The organism is Bradyrhizobium sp. B120, assembly GCF_049075665.1.
Classification (GTDB): Bacteria; Pseudomonadota; Alphaproteobacteria; order Rhizobiales; family Xanthobacteraceae; genus Bradyrhizobium.
In genome coordinates this window covers 8,435,849-8,455,487 of record NZ_CP185242.1, presented here as the reverse complement: position 1 = coordinate 8,455,487, position 19,639 = coordinate 8,435,849, and the positions used below count along the sequence as shown (strand labels likewise).

At 64.4% G+C, this 19,639-nt stretch carries 17 protein-coding genes and 2 pseudogenes; 6 read left to right on the top strand and 13 right to left on the bottom strand.

All coding sequences use genetic code 11. The features are described 5' to 3' along the window. Positions 1-4 precede the first annotated feature (4 nt). The 4 genes from ACOIX3_RS39210 to ACOIX3_RS39195 all read right to left on the bottom strand — a co-directional run bounded on the left by ACOIX3_RS39210 (position 5) and on the right by ACOIX3_RS39195 (position 2,403). Positions 5-286, bottom strand: coding sequence for a helix-turn-helix domain-containing protein (locus tag ACOIX3_RS39210; protein WP_420967343.1), 282 nt, complete (start codon positions 284-286; stop codon positions 5-7). After that, positions 283-570: a type II toxin-antitoxin system RelE/ParE family toxin gene (locus ACOIX3_RS39205; protein ID WP_420967342.1), complete on the bottom strand. Its 288-nt coding sequence runs from the start codon at positions 568-570 to the stop codon at positions 283-285. Before ACOIX3_RS39205 ends, ACOIX3_RS39210 begins: the two co-directional genes overlap by 4 nt. 103 nt (positions 571-673) lie before the next feature. Continuing rightward, the gene (locus ACOIX3_RS39200) at positions 674-961 is read right to left on the bottom strand and encodes a hypothetical protein (protein WP_420967340.1); all 288 of its coding nucleotides are present in this window, start codon (positions 959-961) and stop codon (positions 674-676) included. After that, on the bottom strand, positions 925-2,403 hold the full coding sequence (locus tag ACOIX3_RS39195; RefSeq protein ID WP_420967339.1) for an ATP-dependent Clp protease adaptor ClpS: 1,479 nt from the start codon (positions 2,401-2,403) through the stop codon (positions 925-927). The genes ACOIX3_RS39200 and ACOIX3_RS39195 overlap by 37 nt, the downstream gene beginning before the upstream one ends. On the opposite strand from ACOIX3_RS39195, the gene ACOIX3_RS39190 reads away from it, so the two are divergent. From ACOIX3_RS39190 to ACOIX3_RS39170, 5 genes are all read left to right on the top strand, one after another. After that, the gene (locus ACOIX3_RS39190) at positions 2,402-2,551 is read left to right on the top strand and encodes a hypothetical protein (protein ID WP_420967338.1); all 150 of its coding nucleotides are present in this window, start codon (positions 2,402-2,404) and stop codon (positions 2,549-2,551) included. The genes ACOIX3_RS39195 and ACOIX3_RS39190 overlap by 2 nt on opposite strands. A 177-nt stretch (positions 2,552-2,728) precedes the next feature. Further along, complete coding sequence (locus ACOIX3_RS39185; RefSeq protein WP_420967337.1) at positions 2,729-5,071, top strand: mechanosensitive ion channel family protein; 2,343 nt, start codon at positions 2,729-2,731, stop codon at positions 5,069-5,071. Between the two features lie 396 nt (positions 5,072-5,467). Then, entirely contained in the window at positions 5,468-6,568 is a 1,101-nt protein-coding gene (locus tag ACOIX3_RS39180; RefSeq protein WP_092122775.1) for an LLM class flavin-dependent oxidoreductase, read from the top strand. A gap of 80 nt (positions 6,569-6,648) precedes the next feature. Next, on the top strand, positions 6,649-7,203 hold the full coding sequence (locus ACOIX3_RS39175) for a flavin reductase family protein (RefSeq protein ID WP_092122778.1): 555 nt from the start codon (positions 6,649-6,651) through the stop codon (positions 7,201-7,203). Positions 7,204-7,520: 317 nt separating this feature from the next. Next, a complete protein-coding gene (locus tag ACOIX3_RS39170; RefSeq protein WP_420967336.1) occupies positions 7,521-8,276 on the top strand; it encodes an SDR family oxidoreductase in 756 nt (251 codons plus the stop codon). Positions 8,277-8,285: 9 nt separating this feature from the next. Here ACOIX3_RS39170 and ACOIX3_RS39165 read toward each other — a convergent pair whose 3' ends face one another. The 4 genes from ACOIX3_RS39165 to ACOIX3_RS39150 form a co-directional block, all read right to left on the bottom strand. Further along, positions 8,286-8,690, bottom strand: coding sequence for a hypothetical protein (locus ACOIX3_RS39165; RefSeq protein ID WP_420967335.1), 405 nt, complete (start codon positions 8,688-8,690; stop codon positions 8,286-8,288). Next, positions 8,690-10,273 carry a hypothetical protein gene (locus tag ACOIX3_RS39160; RefSeq protein ID WP_420967334.1) on the bottom strand — a complete coding sequence of 528 codons (1,584 nt, stop codon included), beginning with the start codon at positions 10,271-10,273 and terminating at the stop codon, positions 8,690-8,692. The genes ACOIX3_RS39165 and ACOIX3_RS39160 overlap by 1 nt, the downstream gene beginning before the upstream one ends. Positions 10,274-10,354: 81 nt before the next feature. Then, positions 10,355-12,220, bottom strand: coding sequence for a sigma-54-dependent Fis family transcriptional regulator (locus ACOIX3_RS39155; RefSeq protein ID WP_420967333.1), 1,866 nt, complete (start codon positions 12,218-12,220; stop codon positions 10,355-10,357). A 114-nt stretch (positions 12,221-12,334) separates the two neighbouring features. After that, entirely contained in the window at positions 12,335-13,363 is a 1,029-nt protein-coding gene (locus ACOIX3_RS39150; RefSeq protein ID WP_420967332.1) for a DUF1254 domain-containing protein, read from the bottom strand. Between the two features lie 109 nt (positions 13,364-13,472). Here ACOIX3_RS39150 and ACOIX3_RS39145 point away from each other — a divergent pair, with 109 nt between their 5' ends. Further along, the gene (locus ACOIX3_RS39145; RefSeq protein ID WP_420967331.1) at positions 13,473-14,360 is read left to right on the top strand and encodes a LysR family transcriptional regulator; all 888 of its coding nucleotides are present in this window, start codon (positions 13,473-13,475) and stop codon (positions 14,358-14,360) included. Between the two features lie 222 nt (positions 14,361-14,582). Here the strand turns inward: ACOIX3_RS39145 and glgX are convergent, their stop codons facing one another. The 5 genes and pseudogenes from glgX to ACOIX3_RS39120 form a co-directional block, all read right to left on the bottom strand. Further along, positions 14,583-16,697, bottom strand: a complete 2,115-nt coding sequence (gene glgX, locus ACOIX3_RS39140; protein WP_420971904.1) for a glycogen debranching protein GlgX — start codon at positions 16,695-16,697, stop codon at positions 14,583-14,585. Between the two features lie 365 nt (positions 16,698-17,062). Further along, on the bottom strand, positions 17,063-18,424 hold the full coding sequence (locus tag ACOIX3_RS39135) for a prenyltransferase (RefSeq protein WP_420967329.1): 1,362 nt from the start codon (positions 18,422-18,424) through the stop codon (positions 17,063-17,065). 50 nt (positions 18,425-18,474) lie between these two features. Then, a pseudogene (locus tag ACOIX3_RS39130) lies at positions 18,475-18,639 on the bottom strand (JAB domain-containing protein); the annotation flags it as partial. A gap of 105 nt (positions 18,640-18,744) precedes the next feature. Then, positions 18,745-18,974: pseudogene (locus ACOIX3_RS39125) on the bottom strand (helix-turn-helix domain-containing protein). A 211-nt stretch (positions 18,975-19,185) separates the two neighbouring features. Beyond that, positions 19,186-19,638 (bottom strand): hypothetical protein, encoded by a 453-nt coding sequence (locus ACOIX3_RS39120; RefSeq protein WP_420967328.1) that lies wholly within the window; start codon positions 19,636-19,638, stop codon positions 19,186-19,188. Position 19,639: the final 1 nt, after the last annotated feature.

Genomic DNA, 19,639 nt, shown 5'->3' with positions numbered 1-19,639 from the left:
AGCGTTACGCCGCCGAGAGCCGGATCTGGAACTTGCTGCCGGTTGCCTTGGCAAATCGCAGCAGCGTCTTGGTGCTTGGAAGCGTCTGGCCGCTTTCGAGGCGGGCGATGGTCGATTGGCTGGTGCCCATCTTGGCTGCCAGCTCGGATTGCGATAGTCCCGCGCGCTGACGCGCCTTGAGCAACTCGGCAGCAATTTCGAACTCAGGCGCGAGCGCATCGTATTCCACCCGGACCTTTGGATTGGCCAACAGGCGTGCCTTCAGTTTTTCGAACGGGATCGTCATGTGACTTCCTTTGCTCGCCGCAGCGCCAACTCGATCTCACCCGGTGGCGTCTTCTGGGACTTCTTCACGAACGCGCGGACGATCACAACGCGCCGGCCGAAGGCCGTCACATAGAGTGCCCTCGCGATTCCATCCCGCCCGGTCAATCGCAACTCCCAAAGCTTGCCGACCAAATGCTTCACATGTGGTTCGCCCAGACTTTCCAGCCCAGCGGTAGAAATGCGCTCCGAAAGGCGGATGAAGCGCGCCTGCATGTCGGCCGGCAGCGCCGCGATCTCATCCACGACGACCTCGTTGAGGATTTCGACACTCCAGGCCGTCGCGAGGATATCTCATTTTTGAGATGGGGCAAAGTGGCAAAACTGCCGCGGATTGCTGTCACTCTGATCACCCCGCGCTCATTCCCTGTGCGCCGCCGAGCAGCTTGGCGTTGAGCCGGCCGCCGTCGAACAGCATTTCACTGACCGCGCCGACGAGGTCGGAGGTGGTAACCTGCCCGTCGCCGTCGCTGACGATGCTGGCCTGGGCGAGACGGCGCATTAGCTCCTTGATGAAGGCGGCGCTGACGCCTTCGGTGCGTCGCACGGCCTCGTCGATGACGGGCTGTTCGAGCGGCAGGCCCTTGCCATAGAGCCGGATCAGCTTGCCGCGTCCGGTCTCGTCGGGCAGCGGCACTTCGATTGCCTGGTCGATGCGGCCGGGCGGCCGGCCAGCGCGCCCTCGAGCTCTTCGGGGCGGTTGGTGGTCAGCAGGAACAGGATGTCGCAATCCTCCTTCAGGCCGTCCATCTCGTTGAGCAGCTTGTTAAGCAGGGATTCCTCGCACGGCCCGCCCATGTCCTCGCGGTCGCGCGCGATCAGGTCGACATCCTCGATCACGACCATGGCCGGCTGCAGCAGGCGCGCAAGGTTCATGTACGCGCCGAGCAGGCCGACTTGCTCTGCGGTGATAATCAGCGTGGTGTGATCAGGCAGATTGGTGGCGAGATAGCGAATGGTGTGGGTCTTGCCGGTGCCGGGCGGGCCGTACAGCAGGATGCCCTTGCGGGTCGACTGGCCGAGCTTGCGCAGCAGATCGCGGCTTTCGACAAAGCCGAGCACATTGCGGTCGAGCAGCCGCAGTGTCCGTTCCGGCAGGATCACGTCATCGCGGGCAACCGTCGGTAGCCGATGCACGGTCACACCGCGCGCCCGTCCGCGGTAGTCGGCGGCATCTTCCAGCGACAGGATCTTGCCGCGATAGGACCGCGCCGCCTGCACCGCAGCTTCCAGCTCGGCAAAGGTGCGTTGCACCAGGCTGTTTCCGGCGGCGCCTGCGGGCACCGCGAGCTCGATCCGCAAGCTCGGCTCGCTCTGATAATCGCGATGGTAGCTGAGCAGCACCGCGTAGCGCAGCTCTTCGGTCTGGCACAGCCACAATCCATTGGTGAGGCATTTCACCGGCTCGGCCGCCCCGACGTCGACGTCGTGATACTGCGGCGGCGCGATCGCCGGCGCGTTGCGGCTGTTCTCCATCAGCGCGGCGAAAGCGAGGGTCTCGTAGCGGTGTTCCTCATGAAGACCGAAGAAGTGGATCGGCGCATCGAACAGCCTGTCGATCGCGATCTGAACATCGGCACGCATGTGACCGGGAAACTGCCGCGACCGGGTCAGGATCTGGTTGCGCGTCGTTCCGGCAAAATGCCAATCGAGCGCCACGAAGGCATATCTGAAATCCTCGCCCGGAAGGTTTTCCGAACTCGCCCTGGCCGCGAGCAGGCAGTTGCTGCACAGGCAGACTGTCTTGCGGAAGAGAAAGACGTTCGTCACCGATTCCAGCGAGCCACAGAGGTTGCACGGCCGCGCCGCGTCGGCGGCTTCGGTCGTGATCAGCAACGGATGACCATTGCTGCGGATCAATTGCAGCGCGGATTCCAGCAGCGCCTGGGCCACCGCCGCGGGGTAGGGGCCGCATGCGATTCCGTTCTGCGCCTCGATCCGTGCGGTAGCGGCAACCGCCTCTTTCCGCGATTTGCCAAAGACCGTGCGCAACAGGTTGCGGATGAATTCTATCGGTGTCTCGCTGTCGTCGTGAATGAAGAGCCTGATCGGGCCGTTCTCGGCAAAGACGTCGTGCATGATCACCTCGGAACACACTCGGAAACCAAAAGAACAAAATAAGAACATCATGGCCGCCGACCTGCGTCAAGCGAAAGATTCTGCCGCCTCATCCCTGACGTGTGGCGCGCCGATCGGCCGGCTCGGCCCGGAACAGCCGGATGCGTAAACGCTGCTCAACACTTGTGACGATCGTGTTGCGGCAAATGCCAAGAGATGGTCGTCGCAGCAGCAAACTTCCGACACATCATCAAGGCGAAAAGGGGCGATCCGACATGGCGCGAGCGCGAGAGCAGAGTCCTCCCGGGGATCTGCGGTCGCGCAATTATTTTAATAAGAGGCCCTCGTGTCGCACAAACTTCGCTTTGCGATCCTTCTCGTCCTCACTTTGTTCGTCTCTCCCGCGCTTGCGCAGCCGGCTGCCAAGCCGGCGCCGCCGCAACCCAGTACCAGCGACGCATTGACGCCGGAGCAGGCGAAGCGCGCGCTCGAGACGCTGCAGGACGACAGGAAGCGCGGCGAGATCATCAACACGCTGCGCGCCATCGCCAATGCCTCGCCGCAGGCGGCCGCGCAGCCGGCGCCCGAGCAGCAGCAGTCGCCGATCCCGCTCAACGCGGACAGCCTCGGTGCGCAGCTTCTGCTGATGGTCTCGGAGCAGGTCGGCGAGATGTCGCGCGAGGTCGCCGACGTGGCGCGCACGCTGACGCATTTCCCGGCGTTCTATTACTGGTTCCTGCGCACCGCCAACGATCCGGCCGCCTATGGCCTCATGATCGACATCGCCTGGAAGCTGGCGCTGGTGCTCGGCTGCGCGCTGGCTGCCGAATGGGTGGTGTTCCGCCTGATCAAGCGGCCGGTCGCGTTCCTCGAAGCGCGGCTGCCGCAGACCGCGCGCGTGCCGGTGCAGGCGCTCGCCAGCGCCGATCCGCCGTCGTCGGTTGCCGACGTCACGCCGGAGGGCGATCTGCATCGCCGCCGGCTCAGCCTGGCACGGGCCTGGCAGTCGCTGGTCCGGCTGCCTTTCGTGCTCGGGCGCCTCGTGCTCGAGCTGCTGCCGGTGGTGGTGTTTCTCAGCGTGGCCGCTGCGCTGCTCAGCACCGAGATCGGCAATCAGTCGACCACGCGGCTCGTGATCCTCGCGGTGATCAACGCCTACGCCTTCTCGCGCGCGCTGATCTGTGCGGTGCGCGCGCTGGCCGGCCCATTCGGCCTGGTCCGTGTCCGTGCCGAGACCGCGGCCTATATCGAGATCTGGGCGCGGCGCATCGTCGCCGTCGGGGTCTCGGGGATCTGCCTGGCCAATGTCGCATTGCTGCTTGGGCTATCCCACGCCGGCTACGCCGCGCTGCTCCGGCTCGTGATGCTGGTGGTGCATCTCTTCGTCGTCGTCATCATCCTGCAATGCCGCCGCCAGGTCGCCGACGTCATCCGCGCGCCGGCCGATCGCACCGGCCTTGCGGCGCGGACGCGCAATCGTCTCGCTTCGCTGTGGCATGTGCTGGCGATCGCGCTCGATCTCGCGCTGTGGGCGGTGTGGGCGCTCAATATCCGCAACGGCTATTCGCTGCTGCTGCAATATTTCGTCGGCACCGTCGCGGTGCTGCTGGTCACCCGGCTCGTCACCATGGTGGTGCTGAGCCTGATCGATCGCGGCTTCCGCATCAGCCCGGACCTGATGCAGCGCTTCCCGGGGCTCGAGACCCGTGCCAACCGCTATCTGCCGCTGCTGCGCAAGGTGGTCACGGCGGTGATCGCCGTGGTCGGCTTCGTCGCGCTGCTCGAGGTCTGGGGCGTCGATGCCATCGTCTGGTTCTATGGCGGCCAGATCGGCTCTCGCCTGATCTCGGCGCTGGTGACGATCGGCATCGCCGCGCTCGCCGCGGCCGTGATCTGGGAAGTCGCCAATGCGCTGATGGACCGGCAGATCGACACGCTGTCGCGCGAGGGGCATTTCGCCCGCGCCGCGCGCCTGCGCACCTTCCAGCCGATGCTGCGCACCGCGCTGTTCTGCATCATCGTCGCGGTGGTTGGGCTCACCGCGCTCAGCGAGATCGGCGTCAATGTCGCACCGCTGCTCGCAGGCGCCGGGATCGTCGGCATCGCGATCGGCTTCGGTTCGCAGAAGCTGGTGCAGGATCTCATCACCGGGCTGTTCCTGCTGCTCGAGAACACCGTGCAGGTCGGCGACACCGTCACGGTGTCGGGCCTCTCGGGCGTGGTCGAGAACGTCTCGATCCGCACCATGCGGCTGCGCGCCGGCGACGGCTCGGTGCATATCGTGCCGTTCAGCGCGGTGACGACGATCACCAATGCCAGCCGCGGCGCCGGCAATGCCGCGGTCAGCGTCAACGTGTCCTACAAGGAGGACACCGACCGCGCCGGTGAGGTGCTGAAGGACATCGTCGCCCAAATGCGCCAGGAGACCGCGTATCGCGCGCTGATCCGCGGCGATCTCGAATTGTGGGGCGTCGACAAGGTCGACGGCTCGGTCGTGACCATCGTCGGCCAGATCCGCTGCACCGACGGCGGCCGCTGGTCGGTGCAGCGCGAGTTCAACCGTCGCATGAAGCGGCGCTTCCAGGAGGAAGGCATCGAGATCGCCTCGATGGGCCAGACCATCCTGATGCAGCTTCCCGCGCTATCGGAGGCGGATTCCAACAAGCTGCCGCGCCGCGCCGCGGGCTAGATCGGCGGGCTCCGGTTCACCTCGCCCCGCGTGCGGGGAGAGGTCGGATCGCATCGGAGATGCGATCCGGGTGAGGGGGAGTCTCCGCGACTTCAACTGCTACCGTGTGTGCGGAGCAAGCCCCTCACCCCAACCCTCTCCCCGTAAGTACGGGGAGAGGGGGCAAACTAGCTGAATGCTTATCGGCGAGTCTCATGGCATGCGACACCGTCTCGCGACGATGAGACGGCAATGGCTTCGCCGGGCCCGAGGCATGGCTTGCACCTGGCCGAAAACGCCGCCTTTCTCCGCCTCTCCTGCGATTTCCACGCTGGCACAGCGCTTGCTCAACGCATCTTCGAATGCGCGGCAAGACGCATTGCATGACTGAATCACAAGCGAAGGAAGGAAACGCACATGGAGCTTGGCTACTTTACCATGCCCTCGCACCCGCCGGAGTGCGGATTGAAGGAGGGCCACGACTGGGACCTGCAGACGCTGCGCTGGCTCGACGAGCTCGGCTATCAGGAAGCCTGGATCGGCGAGCATCACACCGCGCCGTGGGAGCCGCACCCGTCGCCCGACCTGTTGGTCGCGCAGGCGCTGCTGCAGACCAAGAACATCCGCATCGGGCCCGGCGGCTTCCTGCTGCCGTATCATCACCCGGCGGAGCTCGCCAATCGCGTCGCGATGCTCGATCATCTCTCGAACGGCCGCTTGAATTTTGGCGTCGCCGCCTCGGGCCTGCCGAGCGACTGGGCGATGTTCAACGTCGACGGCATGTCGGGCCAGAACCGCGACATGACCCGCGAGGCGCTCGAGATCATCCTGAAGATGTGGTCCGAGCCCGGACCCTGGACGCACAAGGGCAAGTATTGGACGGTGTCGAAGCCGGACACGATGTTCGACTTCCTCAAGCCCCACATCAAGCCGTTACAGGGCCCGCATCCGCCGATCGGCGTCGCCGGCCTGTCGAAGAATTCCGACACGCTCAAGCTCGCCGGCGAGCGCGGCTTCATCCCGATGAGCCTCAACCTCAACCCGGCCTATGTCGGCAGCCATTGGGACTCGGTGGAAGCCGGCGCGGCCAAGACCGGCCGCAAGCCGAGCCGCAGGGATTGGCGGCTGGTGCGCGAGGTGTTCGTGGCTGATACCGATGAGGAGGCGTGGAGGCTGTCGACCGGCGACATGATGGGCCGGATGATGGGCGAGTATTTCCTGCCGCTGCTCGGCCATTTCGGCTTCAAGGACTACCTGAAGCATGCCCCCGACGTGCCTGATAGCGACGTCACCGTCGAATATTGCGCGCGCCGGAATTGGGTCGTCGGTTCGCCCGCGACGGTCACCGAGAAGATCGAGAAGATCTACCGGGAGGTCGGCGGCTTCGGCGTGCTCTGCGTATTCGGCTTCGACTACAAGCACAAGCCGGAGGCCTGGCGGCACTCGCTGGACCTGCTCAAGAACGAGGTGATGCCGCGGCTCAAGCATCTTGGCGCCGAGTTCGAGAAGGCTGCATGACAGATAGGCAGGGTGCGGGGCTTGCCTCGCACCCTGTCTCGCATATCTTCAAGGGAACTATTCCGGTTCAGGGTCAGGGCATGACGGTCGACGCACAGAGTTTCAAGCAGGCAATGCGGCATTGCGCGGGCGCGGTGGCGCTGGTGACGGTCGGCCGCGAGCCGGGGCAGCGCACCGGCCTGACGGTGACCTCGGCCTGCTCGCTGTCGGACAATCCGCCCTCGGTGCTGGTCTGCGTTAACCGTAATGCCAGCGCGCATGAGCGCATCCGCGCCGAGCGCCATTTCGTCATCAACTTCCTGAACGAGGACCATGCGCTGCTGGCGCTGACCTTCTCCGGCCAGAAGGGCGTCAACGGTGACGACCGCTTTGGCTTCGGCCGCTGGACCACCGGCGCCACCGGCGCCCCGGTGCTGGAGGATGCCGTCGCGGCGTTCGATTGCGTGCTGGCGCAGGAGCTCGAGACCAAGACCCATTCGATCTTCATCGGCGAAGTCCAGCATGTCCGCGCCGTGACCACGGTCGATCCGCTGATCTATCTGCGCTCTGGCTTCCAGAGCGTGCGCAACATCCATGATCCGGTCGTGCTCGGCGACATCGATGCCCGCCGCGTCAGCTGGAACGAGTTTTCCTGAAGCGGCGACGGGCGGCACGCCTCTCCGAGTCAATCAGCACTGCTGACCAATCCTGATCAATTTTGACGAACGCGCCATCAACGCGAGCGGCATGATATAACTGTCGTCGCGCATGCAGGAGCGATCGATACGGCGGCGCGAGTTCTTCAACTCTCCTCGTCAGCCGGACGTCCGCGCGATCTCGCGTCGCGAGCCCGCAACGTTCGTCGATGGGTCGATCAATCGCTGCGCCCATCGCGCTTGCCGCCGGCAAGCTTGAAGCACAAGCGCGTCCCGAGATCGCCAAATCTCTGGTCATCGACAAGGGAGACTCAATCATGAAGATCGTTGTGATCGGCGGCACCGGACTGATCGGCTCCAGGACCGTTGCCATTCTGCGTCAACGCGGCCACGACGTTGTCGCCGCTTCGCCCAAGAGTGGCGTCAACACCATCACCGGCGAGGGGCTCAAGGAGGCACTGGCCGGCGCGGCTGTCGTGATCGACCTGGCCAACTCGCCATCATTCGAGGACAAGGCGGTGATGGCGTTCTTCGAGACTTCCGGACGCAACCTTCTGGCGGCGGAGGCGCCGGCCGGCGTCAAGCACCATGTCGCGCTCTCGATCGTCGGAACCGACCGCACGCCCGAGAACGGATACTTCCGCGCCAAGGTCGCCCAGGAGAAACTCATCGAGGCGTCCGGCATCCCCTACACCATTATCCGCGCGACGCAGTTCATGGAATTCGTCGGCGCCATCGCCGATGCGGGTGCAGTTGGAAACACCGTCAGGCTCTCGCCCGGCCTGTTCCAGCCGATCGCGGCGGAGGATGTGTCCGCCCTTGTGGCCGATGTGGCGCTCGAGCCGCCGCGCAACGGCATCGTCGAGATCGCCGGTCCGGACCGGGCGCCATTCAACGAAATCGTGGCCCGCTACCTGAAGGCAAAAGGCGACCCGCGTCAGGTGGTGAACGACCCCGACGCCCTGTACTGGGGCGGCCGGGTCGAGGAGCACTCGCTGGTGCCGTTGGGCGAGGCGCGCCTCGGCCGCATCGATCTGAACGAATGGCTGCGCCGCTCGCGGCCGGCGGCCTGACGGCAGTTCCTATTTGAGCCACACCAGCAGCGGAACGGGCGCGCGGCCCTCGCAGGACAGCGTGCCCTCGTAATTGCGCGTCTTGCGGGCGCTGTAGGTGCAGGCCGCGCCGTCCAGCACGAGTTCGGCCGTCACCTGCGAATCCGCACCCGTGAATTGCAGCCGGATCTCTCCGGCGCGTTCCTCGGGTCCATCCTGGACGCAGATTCCGACATGCTTCATCTTCAGCGGTCCGGAGAACTGCTTGCGCGCATCCGGTCCGCTCTCGGTGAGATGCCCGGTCAGCTCCCACTCGCCGAGCACGCCGGCCTGGCCGAGGATCTCCATCGCGCCAAGCGGCGGCACGTTGCAAAGACAGAGCGCAACGGCGCCGAGCAGGGCCGCTCCACCGTTGCGCCATGTCGTGAGCCGCATCACAGCTTGCTTCCGGTTGTCTGGCGCAATTCGATCAACTCCGGCCTCGACAGATCCGCATCCGCGGTAAGTCGGGCGATCTGATCAGCGCATTCCCGAGTCTTGGCCTGATCGCCGGACGCCTTGGCGCTCTTGATCATCCCGAGATAGGCCGCGAGCCGATTGGGCTCCTTCTTGAGCACGGCCTCGTAGGCGGCGAGCGCGTCGGCGGCCTTGCCGCGATCGAGCAGCATGGCGGCATAGAGCTCGCGCGCCGGCGCCAGCGGTCCCGGGGTGACGGGATGCTTCTCGGTCTTGTCTTCCGCCTCCGCGGCGGCATTCATCGCGCCGAGCGCCTCGTCATATTTGCCTTCGGCGTACTGCACCCACGCGCTCGCGATCTGCTGCTGGATGTCGACGATGTTCGACCAGTAGGCGTCCTTGGCGTCCTTCAACTTGTCGCGCAGCTCGACGAGCTTGGCGATATCGGTCTTGGCGGCAGCCGGGTCACCGGAGCGCGCAGCGCCGACCGCCCGCGCGAAATAGGTGATGGCGTCCGCGTAAGCGTACTTGGTCGGACGCACTTCAAGCGCAGCAGCTCCCTTCCAGTCGCCGCGCTCGAAGACATAGCGGGCCTGGCTTGCCGCCACCGCGTAGGGGCCGGCGAACCGATCCTGCTTGAACGCGAGCTTGTCGAGTTCGTCGACCACCGCGCGCGCCTCCTTGTCCTGACCGAGCTGCAGATATGCGTAGACCAGGTAGTCCATCGCGTGCGCCTGATCCTGCTGTTCGCCGTCTTCCTTGGCGATGCGCGCGGATTCCTTGTTCGAGGCGATCGATTCCTTCCAGTAGCCGACCCGCGTGAAGATGTGCGACGGCATGTGCTGGGCATGCGGCGCGCGTTCGGCGATCTTGGCATAGTGCATCGCCGCGGGGAGGCCCTTCTCCGCGAGCGCCGGATAGTCGTAGAGATGGATCAGATAGTGGGCGATGCCGGGGTGCTCTGGCTGGCGCTTGAAGATCGGCTCGAGCAACGCCGCACCTTTCAGCTGGTTGGCATAGGTCTTGTCGCTCGGGGATGCTGCGACGTTGAGCGTGATCGCATAGGCGATCTGCGCCTCGTCATCGTCGGCATAGTGTGTCGCGACCTGCTCTTCGGCCGCGAGGAATCTCTGCACGCGGGTGCGGTGATCGACCTTGTCATAGTCGACATACATCGCGGCGATCGCATCGATGTATTCGCGCTCGCGCGGGGTGCCCGCACCCAGCGCCTGGCCTTTCCTGGCGGCTTCGAGGCCGAGCGGAAGGTTCTCCGGCGGTGGCGGCCCATGCGGATTGTAGAGATAGCTGAGCGCGATCCCCCAATAGGCGATGGCGCATTGCGGGTCGGCCTCGAGCACCTCCTCGAAGGTGCGGCGCGATGCGCTGTACCAGAACGAATGCTGATACAGCATGCCGCGGTCGAACAGTTCCTGCGCTTCCGGTTTGCAGGATGTCGCAAAATGGACTTTGCCCAATCGTTGTTCAGTAGAATCCGAAGCAGCAGGCTGCGAAATGGTCGCGGCAATGAGGCCAACGACCACAGCGAGGGGAAACCGTGTCATGGGACCCGCTCCGTGGCGTTGAATGAAAGGCGTAGGATAGCACCGTTCCCGCGCGGCCGGAACAACAGGTGCGCTTCCGGTCTAGCTGTCCAGCTCGATCCCTAACGCCTTGATCTTCCGATACAACGTCGCGCGGCTGAGCCCGAGTGCCTTGGCGGCGTCCGTCACTCTTCCGTCATTGGCACGCAATGCTTCGACGATCGCGGCGCGCTCGGCGGCCGCATGATCGGCTTCCACATGGCGCGCGCCGAACGGCGGCAGATCGAGATCGGCCTCGGTGATGACGCCGCCCTCGGCGGTGGCGCCCGCGAGCCGCAGCACATGGCGGAGCTGACGCATGTTGCCGGGGAACGGATAGGCCATCAGCTGCGCCCACGCATCCGGTGCGATGCGGCAGTGCGGCGCTTCCTCGTCGGCGATCTGCGTGATGATGTCCCTGCGGTCGGCGCGTTCGCGCAACGCGGGCAGGCGGATCTCCATGCCGCGCAGCCGATAATACAGGTCGGAGCGGAAGCTGCCGTCCTCCGCCATCGCTGCGAGGTCGCGATGGGTGGCGCTGATCAGGCGGATGTCGACAGGTACGGGCTTCAGCGCGCCGAGCGGCCAGACCTCGCGATTTTCCAGCACGCGGAGCAGCCGGGTTTGCAGCGACAGCGGCATGTCGCCGATCTCGTCGAGGAACAGCGTGCCGCCAGAGGCCTGCACGATCAGCCCCTTCGATCCCTCGCGCCGCGCGCCGGTGAAGGCGCCGGCCTCGTAGCCGAACAGCTCGGCGTCGATCAGGCTCTCCGGCATCGCCGCGCAGTTCAGCGCGACATAGTTGCGGCCGGCGCGATTGCTGGCCGCATGAATGGCGCGCGCGAACACGTCCTTGCCGGCGCCGGTCTCGCCCCGCAGCAGGATCGGCAGATCGAGATTGCCGACCGTCATCAGCCGCTTCACGCCCTTGATCAGCACGGGATCGCGGCCCGCGAGCCGGTGCAGGCCGGAAAACTGTCCGGCCGGCGCCTCGCGCGCCGGTGCCGGCAGCGGACGGGAGACGCGCGCGCGCACCGGCGGCACCACGCGGCCGCGGCCCCATGGCGTGCCGTCGGCCCGGCGCAGCGCGACCGGCTCGTCCGCGGCCCGCGCCGCGCGATCGTCCAGTTGAATCAGGCGCGACAGGTCGATGCCGTCATCGATCATCGCATCGGTCAAGCCGAACTCGCCGCGCGCGGTACGGCAGGCGCCGACCACGCGGCGGTCGTCGTCATAGGCGAGCATGCCGTGGCCGTCGCCGGGCAGTGTCGCGATCCAGGAGGCGCGGTAGCGGCGGCGGAAGAACGACTGCTCGATCCGCCGCGTCGCCTCCGCGGTGACGGCGAGTGCCAGCTCATGCGCGCTGCGGCCGAGATCGCTGCGGCAGGAGGAGATGTTGACGGCGCCGGCGAGCCGGCCGGCATGGTCGAACAGCGGCGATACCGCGCAGGTGAACATGTGCCACTGCTCGCGGAAATGCTCGTCGCCATGCACGATGATCGGCCGCTGCTCGGCGAGAGCGGTGCCCAGCCCGTTGGTGCCCTCAAAAGTCTCGGCGAAGTTCGAGCCGGTGTAGATCTTCCACTCCAGGAACATCCGCGCGTAGTCGCCCCCGGGCAGGCGGCTCACCAGCATCGTGGCGTTGGGATCGGCGAGGTTGACGCAATAGCCGGAGTCGTGGAGCACGCGGGCAAGATCCTCGAGCTCGGGGATCGCGACCTGGATCAAATCCTCCATCGGTTCGGCGATGTGTCGGACCTCGGCTTCGGTCAGGGTCTGCGGCGGCCCGCGCCGGGCCGGATCGAGGTTGTGATTGACCACGCAGCGCCGCCAGGACGCGGCGATCCGCGCCTCGGTGTCGACGCCGGCCACCTGATTGGCCGCCGATAAAACCCGGGCGACGTGATTCGAGGCCGAAAGATTGGCCATCCAGAGGTCTCCACCCCTCATTTTCCGCGAAGTCTGGCACCCCGACGGCGAATGTCAATTGGCCGACGGGGTCGCGGGGAGGGACCTTGGAGGGATCATTACATCGGACGCGGCTCAATCCGCAGGCCGCGCCTCGGGGAAACTCCAGCTGCCATCCAGAACGTCGGGCCGCGGTTGAAACAGCCGCACCGTGTAATTCCAGCCCTGCGTGATCGGCAGGCAGTTGGCGACCTTGCCGTCGCAGCCGCCAAACTGGATGGTGACCGCGCCATCGGCGGACTTCCTGGCGGTCACGCTGTTCACCGCGTAGCTGCCGGTCGGGTTCGGCTGCAAATAGCCCTCACTGTTGTAGACCGTGAGCGACCAGAAGCCGTCGACGGGAACGTTCTTCACCGTCAACGTGTGGATGGTGCTGCCGTCGTTGCGCGCCGGCGTGGTCGGCAGATACAGCGCGTCCTTCTCGGGATTGCCGCCCCACAGCATGGCGCTGCCGATCAAATGCTTCACCGGATCGACCTGGTGCGCATCGGCGCCGAACATCCGCCGCGTATCGGAGACCGTGGTGCCGAGCTGCAGCAGCGCCGCCTTCACCTTGTTGAGGCCGGCTTCATCCCAGTTCGGAATGTCGAACGTGCCGGGGCGTTGCTGGTCCGACGCGATCGCGTCCTGCAAGGCGTGAACCTGCCGGATCTCTTCGCTGTCGGAGAAATCCACCAGGAAGCGGACCACCGCAATGGCGTAGCGGGTGCCGATCGTCTCGCGCGTCAGGGTGTGGCTGCCCGCGCCGTAATAGACAGCCGTGGTGTATTGATCCTCGTTGACGATTTGCATCGCCATGAAGCGCTTCGCGCCGTCCGGCAGCGTGATCGTCACCGGTCCGGCATCGAGATCGAAGATCGCGAACGAGTACAGCGTATCGCGGTTGGGGCGGACGATGCCTTGCTGCACCGGTGGCGCAAGCTCGCGGCCATGACGGAATTTTCCGAAGCCGCCGCCTTTGACCACGCCGGCGAAATAGACGTCGGTTTGTGCCCGCGCGTAGTTCGCGACGGTGACGGGTTGCGGCGGTGACGCCGGTGTTTGGGCCGATGTGGCCGAACTTGCGAGCGCGAATGTCATGGCCGTCAGAATGCTCGTTTTCATAGGCTCTCCGGAGGTGAGGTCCCTCATGGCCGCAGAAGTAGGCCAGCCAAATATGAAAATGAATGCCTATGATTGGCAACGAACCTTCCAGATATGATAGGCTGCTCGCATGGATCTCAACGCGGTCAGGATGTTCGTCGCGGTCGTTCAGGCCGGCAGCCTCTCGGCGGGAGCCGCCCGGCTCGAGATTCCGCTGCCGACGCTGAGCCGCCGTATCCGCGACCTCGAACGGCAGCTGAAGGTGCAGTTGCTGGAGCGCTCGGCGCGCGGCGCGAAGCTGACGGATGCCGGCGCGCGGCTGCACGAGCGCGCCGTCCAGGGCATCGAGCAGCTGCTGGAAGCCGAGCAGGTGGTCGTCAACGACCAGATGCGGTTGAAGGGACGTTTGCGGCTATCGCTGCCGCAGACATTCGAGCCGTGGTGGGAGTTGCTGGCCGCTTTCCAGCAGCGCTATCCGGACATCCAGGTTCACCTCTACTCGACCGAGCGTCGCGTCGACCTGGTCGAGGACGGCATCGATGTCGCGCTTCGGGTCGGCGCGATCGTTCACGAGGCGATGGTGGCGCGCCGGGTGCTGTCGTTCCGCAATGTTCTCGTCGCCAGTCCGCGCTTGGTCAAGCGCTTCGGGCTGCCGAAGCATCCGGACGCGCTACGTCACTTGCCGTGCGGTGTATGGGCATCGCGGATCGACACCCAGGTGCGTTGGGAGCTGGGCGGGCATGTCGTCGAGCCCAACGCCGTGCTGTCCACCAACGACTATCATCATCTGTGCACCCGCGCGCTGCGCGGCGACGTGGTCACGGAGCTGCCGCCCTTCCTGGCAGCGGCGGCGATCCGCGAGAAACGCCTGATCCGGTTGCTGCCGCAACATCTGTTGCCGGAGTGGTCGCTCAACCTGCTCTATCCGCCGCATCGTCACCAATCGACCATCGTGCGAACCTATCTGGATTTCTGCCAGGGCTATCTGCCGAAGATCGTTCAGGCGTGCGCGGTGTGAGCGGAGGGGCCCGGCATCGAGACCTTGCCGTACATAATCCCCGCATGGACCGTGTCTCGCTCCTCGTCATTCCGGGGCGACGCGATAGCATCGAGCCCGGAATCCATTCATTCGCGGAATGTGCGGCCCAATGGATTCCGGGCTCGTGCTTCGCACGCCCCGGAATGACGACGGAGGAAACTACATCCCGTCGATATGCTTCGCTAGTCCGCCCTATCGAGACTACTTCACTTCGCCGGCCGTGAGCAGCACGAACGAGCGTCCGGCCGTCTTGTAGGTGCCGCCGAACGCAAACTGCGCGCCCGCCGGTTGCTCCGGCGCGTTGGTATCGAGCCGCAGCGACCACTGCGGGCCGGCGGACGTCGGCGGCAGCTTGAAGTCGACCTCTCCTTCATAGCTGTTGAGAATCACGAGCACGGTTTCGTCCTCGCCCGCGCGGGCGATGGCGGTCTTGCGGGCGCGGCCGTCGAGCACGGCGCCGAAACACTTGATCCAGCCGGTGGTCCAGTCGGCTTGTGTCATCTCCACGCCTGAGGTGCCGATCCAGACCACGTCGCGGATCTCGAGCTGTTGATCGCGATCGCCGGAAAGGAAGCGGCTGCGGCGCAGGATCGGATAGTCGCGCCGCAGCTTGATCATCCGTTTGGTGAAGGCGAGCAGTTTGTTGGCGTCGTCGGAAAAATTCCAGTCGAACCAGGAGATGTCGTTGTCCTGGCAATAGGCGTTGTTGTTGCCGCGCTGGCTGCGGCCGAACTCGTCGCCGCCGAGCAGCATTGGCGTGCCCTGCGATGCCAGCAAGGTCGCCAGCATGTTGCGCTTCTGGCGCTCGCGCAAAGTGCGGATCTCGGGGTCGTCGGTCGGACCCTCGGCGCCGCAATTCCAGGAGTGGTTGTCGGACGAGCCGTCGTTGTTGTGCTCGCCGTTGGCCTCATTGTGCTTGTTGTTGTAGCTCGCCCAGTCGTTCAGCGTGAACCCGTCATGCGCGGTGATGAAGTTGACGCTGGCCCAGGTGCGGCGGCCCTCGCGGTTGAACACGTCGTGCGAGCCGAGCAGCCGCGGCGCCAGCGCGCCCGGCGCAGCCTCACCGCGCCAGAAATCGCGCACGGTGTTGCGGTACTTGTCGTTCCATTCCGCCCAGCCGGCCGGGAAACCGCCGACCTGGTAGCCGCCGGGGCCGCAGTCCCAGGGCTCCGCGATCAGCTTGACGGTAGCGAGCAGCGGGTCTTGGTTCATGGCCTTCAGGAAGCCGGACTGCTCGTCGAAGCCGTAGACCTCGCGCGCCAGGATGGTGCCGAGATCGAAGCGGAAGCCGTCGACATGCATGTGGCCGGCCCAGTAGCGCAGGCTGTCCATCACCAGCTGGATCACGCGGGGATGCGACAGGTTCACCGTGTTGCCGGTGCCGGTATCGTTGATGTAGTAGCGCCTCTTGTCGGGCAAGAGGCGATAATAGCTCGCATTGTCGATGCCCTTGAACGACAGTGTCGGACCGCGTTCATTGCCTTCGGCGGTGTGGTTGTAGACGACGTCCAGAATGACTTCGAGCCCGGCGCCATGCAGCCGCGACACCATCTCCTTGAATTCGCGCAGGCTGTTCGGCACATCGGCGGCGTAGCGCGGATCCGGCGCGAAGAAGCCGATCGTGTTGTAGCCCCAGTAATTGGTGAGGTGCTTTTCCAGGAGGTTGCTGTCGTTGATGAAGGAATGCACCGGCAGCAGCTCGACCGAGGTGATGCCGAGCGCCTTGAGATGATCGATCGCGGCGTTCGCGCCGAAGCCGGCATAGGTGCCGCGCAGGTTTTCAGGGATGCCCGGGTGCTGCCTGGTAAAGCCCTTGACGTGGGTCTCGTAGACGACGGTCTCGTCCCAGTGCACGTCCTGCCGCTGCGCCTCCTGGATCCAGTCGAAGCCGGGATCGACCACCACGCATTTCGGCATGAACGGCGCGCTGTCGCGCTCGTCGAAGGTCAAATCGTCACCGCTCTCCATCTTGTAGCCGAACACCGCCGGATTCCAGGTCAGGCTGCCGGCATGGGCACACGCATAGGGATCGAGCAGCAGCTTGTTCGGATTGAATCGGTGGCCGCCGTCGGGCTGGTAGGGGCCGTAGACGCGATAGCCGTAGAACGTGCCGGGCTGTACGCCGTTGATGAAGCCGTGGAACACCTGATCGGTGTATTCGGGCAGCTCGAAGCGATGGGTCTCGTGCTCGCCGTCGAACAGGCAGACCTCGACCTTGGTGGCGTTGGCGGAAAACACCGCGAAGTTGGTGCCGTGGCCGCTCCAATGCGCGCCGAGCGGATACGGCAGCCCTTCCTCGATCACGAAATCGGACATCGGTCCCCCAAGCCTGGAAGCCATCAATTCAACCTGCAACAAACGCCGCGGCGCGGAAAACGTTGCATTGGTGATTTTAGCGGCAGTTGTCATGGATCGTGTGACGGTTGGGGGGAAGGCTGAGCGTGGTCGCGGAGTCGCGGATGCTTGACTCACAGGCCATGCCACATACTCGCCGTCGTCCCGGCGCAGGCCGGGACCCATAACCACAAAAGCAACTTGTTGCGCGAAGCTAGAGCGACGAGTCCCGCTCACAACATCGGCTGCGGAGTATGGGTCCCGGCCTTCGCCGGGACGACGACGGTAGGCGTCGCGACCAGTTCCCTCAAATCAGTTGCATGCCCATTCCTGCCAGGACCATCGCGCTAGTTGCCCGTCAGCAGTGCAAACCGCCGTCGGTCGATCCGTTCGCGCGCCGATTGTCCTGCCGCGGCGCAAAGATCGGGCGCGTAGAGCTGGCAGCTTCCGCGTTCTGCGATCGCCTTGTCGATCATGTCCAGAAGCTGCGCAGGCCCGATCTCGGGAGCCGCGGCAATGCGGCCGGCGACGACGTGCTTTTCCATTGTCTCGTGCTCAGCGTGATCGATATCGGGGTTGCGCCAACAATTTGCGCACATGATCTTGAAGCTCTCCGAGTGCGAATAGATCACGGCGTCCCCGTCCAACTCTTCGCTGATGTCGGCCAATTGCCGTGCCGTCTGCTGCGTGCCTGCGAAAGCGAAGAACCGGTAATTCCGGCGCAGCAGCGTTGCCAGATGCGGGAAGACCGGTATCTGCTGCTCGCCATAGGTGTGATGCGTAATCGGGGCGCCGTCGATGAGGATGACGTCGCCATAATCGACGCCGAGATCGCGGTACAGCACGCTGCGGATAATGCCATGGCACGGAGACAATCGTTCGATCCAGACCGTTTCCTCCTCGCCTGGGTCATCACGATCTGCCGTCCGCTCAGCGAGGGGACGCTCCGCAAGCCTCACCTTGCAAGCCGGATATCCACCCTCCGGCAACCCAAAGCGTCCATGCTCGATTTTCTGCTCCATGCGCTTCCACACGCCCAAGGCGGTCGCGGCGTCGCTTGCGCCGGTGGCGCAGATGCCGAGGTTCCATTCGGTGCTGTCGACAGCCTCTTGTGACAGGCTTGCCGCGGCGCGGTTTGCCGCCACGCCTTCGGCGAATCTGCCGCGCGTCTTGTAGAACAGCCCCAGATTGTAATGATGTGCGCTCTTTTGCGGATCGATTTCGGTCAGTTTCCGAAGACTGTCCTCGGCGATCGCATCGTGCTGGCGCGCCATCATTCGCGCCGCCGTGGCGAGCCCGCGCAGGATCTGCTCCTGTTCAGGCCGCCCTTCATTGAGCTTGGACAAGCGGTCCAGCTTTGCGACCATCGTCTGAAATATCGGGTGCTCCGGCGGTGGCGCATTCAGATCGTCGATGTCGCGGACCGCTTCGAGGCACATGCCGAGCCACGAGAGGATAGCTATGTCGTCATCGCGGGCGTCGGCGATCTCTGCAAGAATGTCGGCTGCCTCTTCCCTCGTGAGGCTTCGTTCGTCGACAATCCATAACAACGCCATCGCGGCCTCAGGCTGGTGGCGCTGGGCCTTTCGTAGGGGTTGGATCTTCTGCGATGTCGCCTGCTTGCGGTCCGCCTGTCCTTCTGCAACGGCGTCACGTGCAATCGCGTCGATCTCGTCGAAAGAGAGAATTGCGCTCGGACCATTCGACATGAATATCTCCGTGGAGGCGCCTCGGCGGGACGCATTTTGACGCAGCGAGACTACATCAATTTCATGCCCTTCAGGCTGGTATGCCCGTTCTTGCCAACGATGATGTGATCATGCACGGCGATGCCGAGCGGCTTGGCGATGTCGACAATCGCCTTGGTCATCTGGATGTCGGCCTGCGACGGGGTCGGGTCGCCGGAGGGGTGATTGTGCACGACTCTACTCGTGCTACATAAGTTATTGAAAACAAAGGCATTTGTGCATCAGCTTGCGCCGCAAGGGGTCTGCATCTGGGAGCGGCTTCGCGTGTTCGTACGTGATCTTCACGCTTCTTCACCACTATCCACGTCGAGTCCCTTTGATGCTCGGCACGTCACCGTGTTCTTTTGATCCCAAGCATCAAGTTCATTCGTCGGATACAAAACAGCCTTGCCAATCTTGACGAAGGTCGGACCGATCTTCATCGCTCGCCAATTTCAAGAGTGCCAATTGAAACACTGCCACGATATCTTTCAGAGACTTCTTCAGCGGTCAGAAACTTTCCATCAGTCATCGACCTCTCCCCTAGCGTTGCCACCAACCGATCACATTCGGGAAGGCTAAAGAGCACCCGATCATGCTCGCGCACTGTCTAATGGAGCGGCCGCACGTATGTTGGAAGGGAGGATTTCCGCCGTCGTGAAAACGGATGCAGCGGGATAAAGGAAGGAATGGTTGCAAACTGGTATGGGCTTGATCGACATCGAAACAGCGAAGGATAGTCACTAGACGCTCGCGATCAATCCGCTTCTCGGCACAATCGATCCCCCTAGCGCAGCAGAGCAAGCGCTGCGACGCGCCCGCTCTTGATGCGGATCTTGCCTATCTCCCCTTAGCGCCCATCGGCCATGCTCGGCTGACCTGGCGCAGAGCAAGGGCGACAATGGCCAGTGGCAGGTGAGGTGGGTGCCGGGCGTCAGAAAAGCCTGGCCTGAAATAACAAAGCCGGAGCCGGTCACGGTGACCGCCGGAATGTAGGCCTCGATCTGCATGAAATTCCACAATCCTCGATTGACGAGCTGTTGCAGTTGCGCGATCGCGAACAATTCCCGGAATTCGGTCGATCCATGTCCATCGGGTGGCGCGATGGCTAGTACATCCGGCGGGAGCATATGCGCGAGGAGTTCGAGGCAGACCGTCAGTACATTGCCAAGCGAAAGCGAGGAGCGTGAGGTCAAG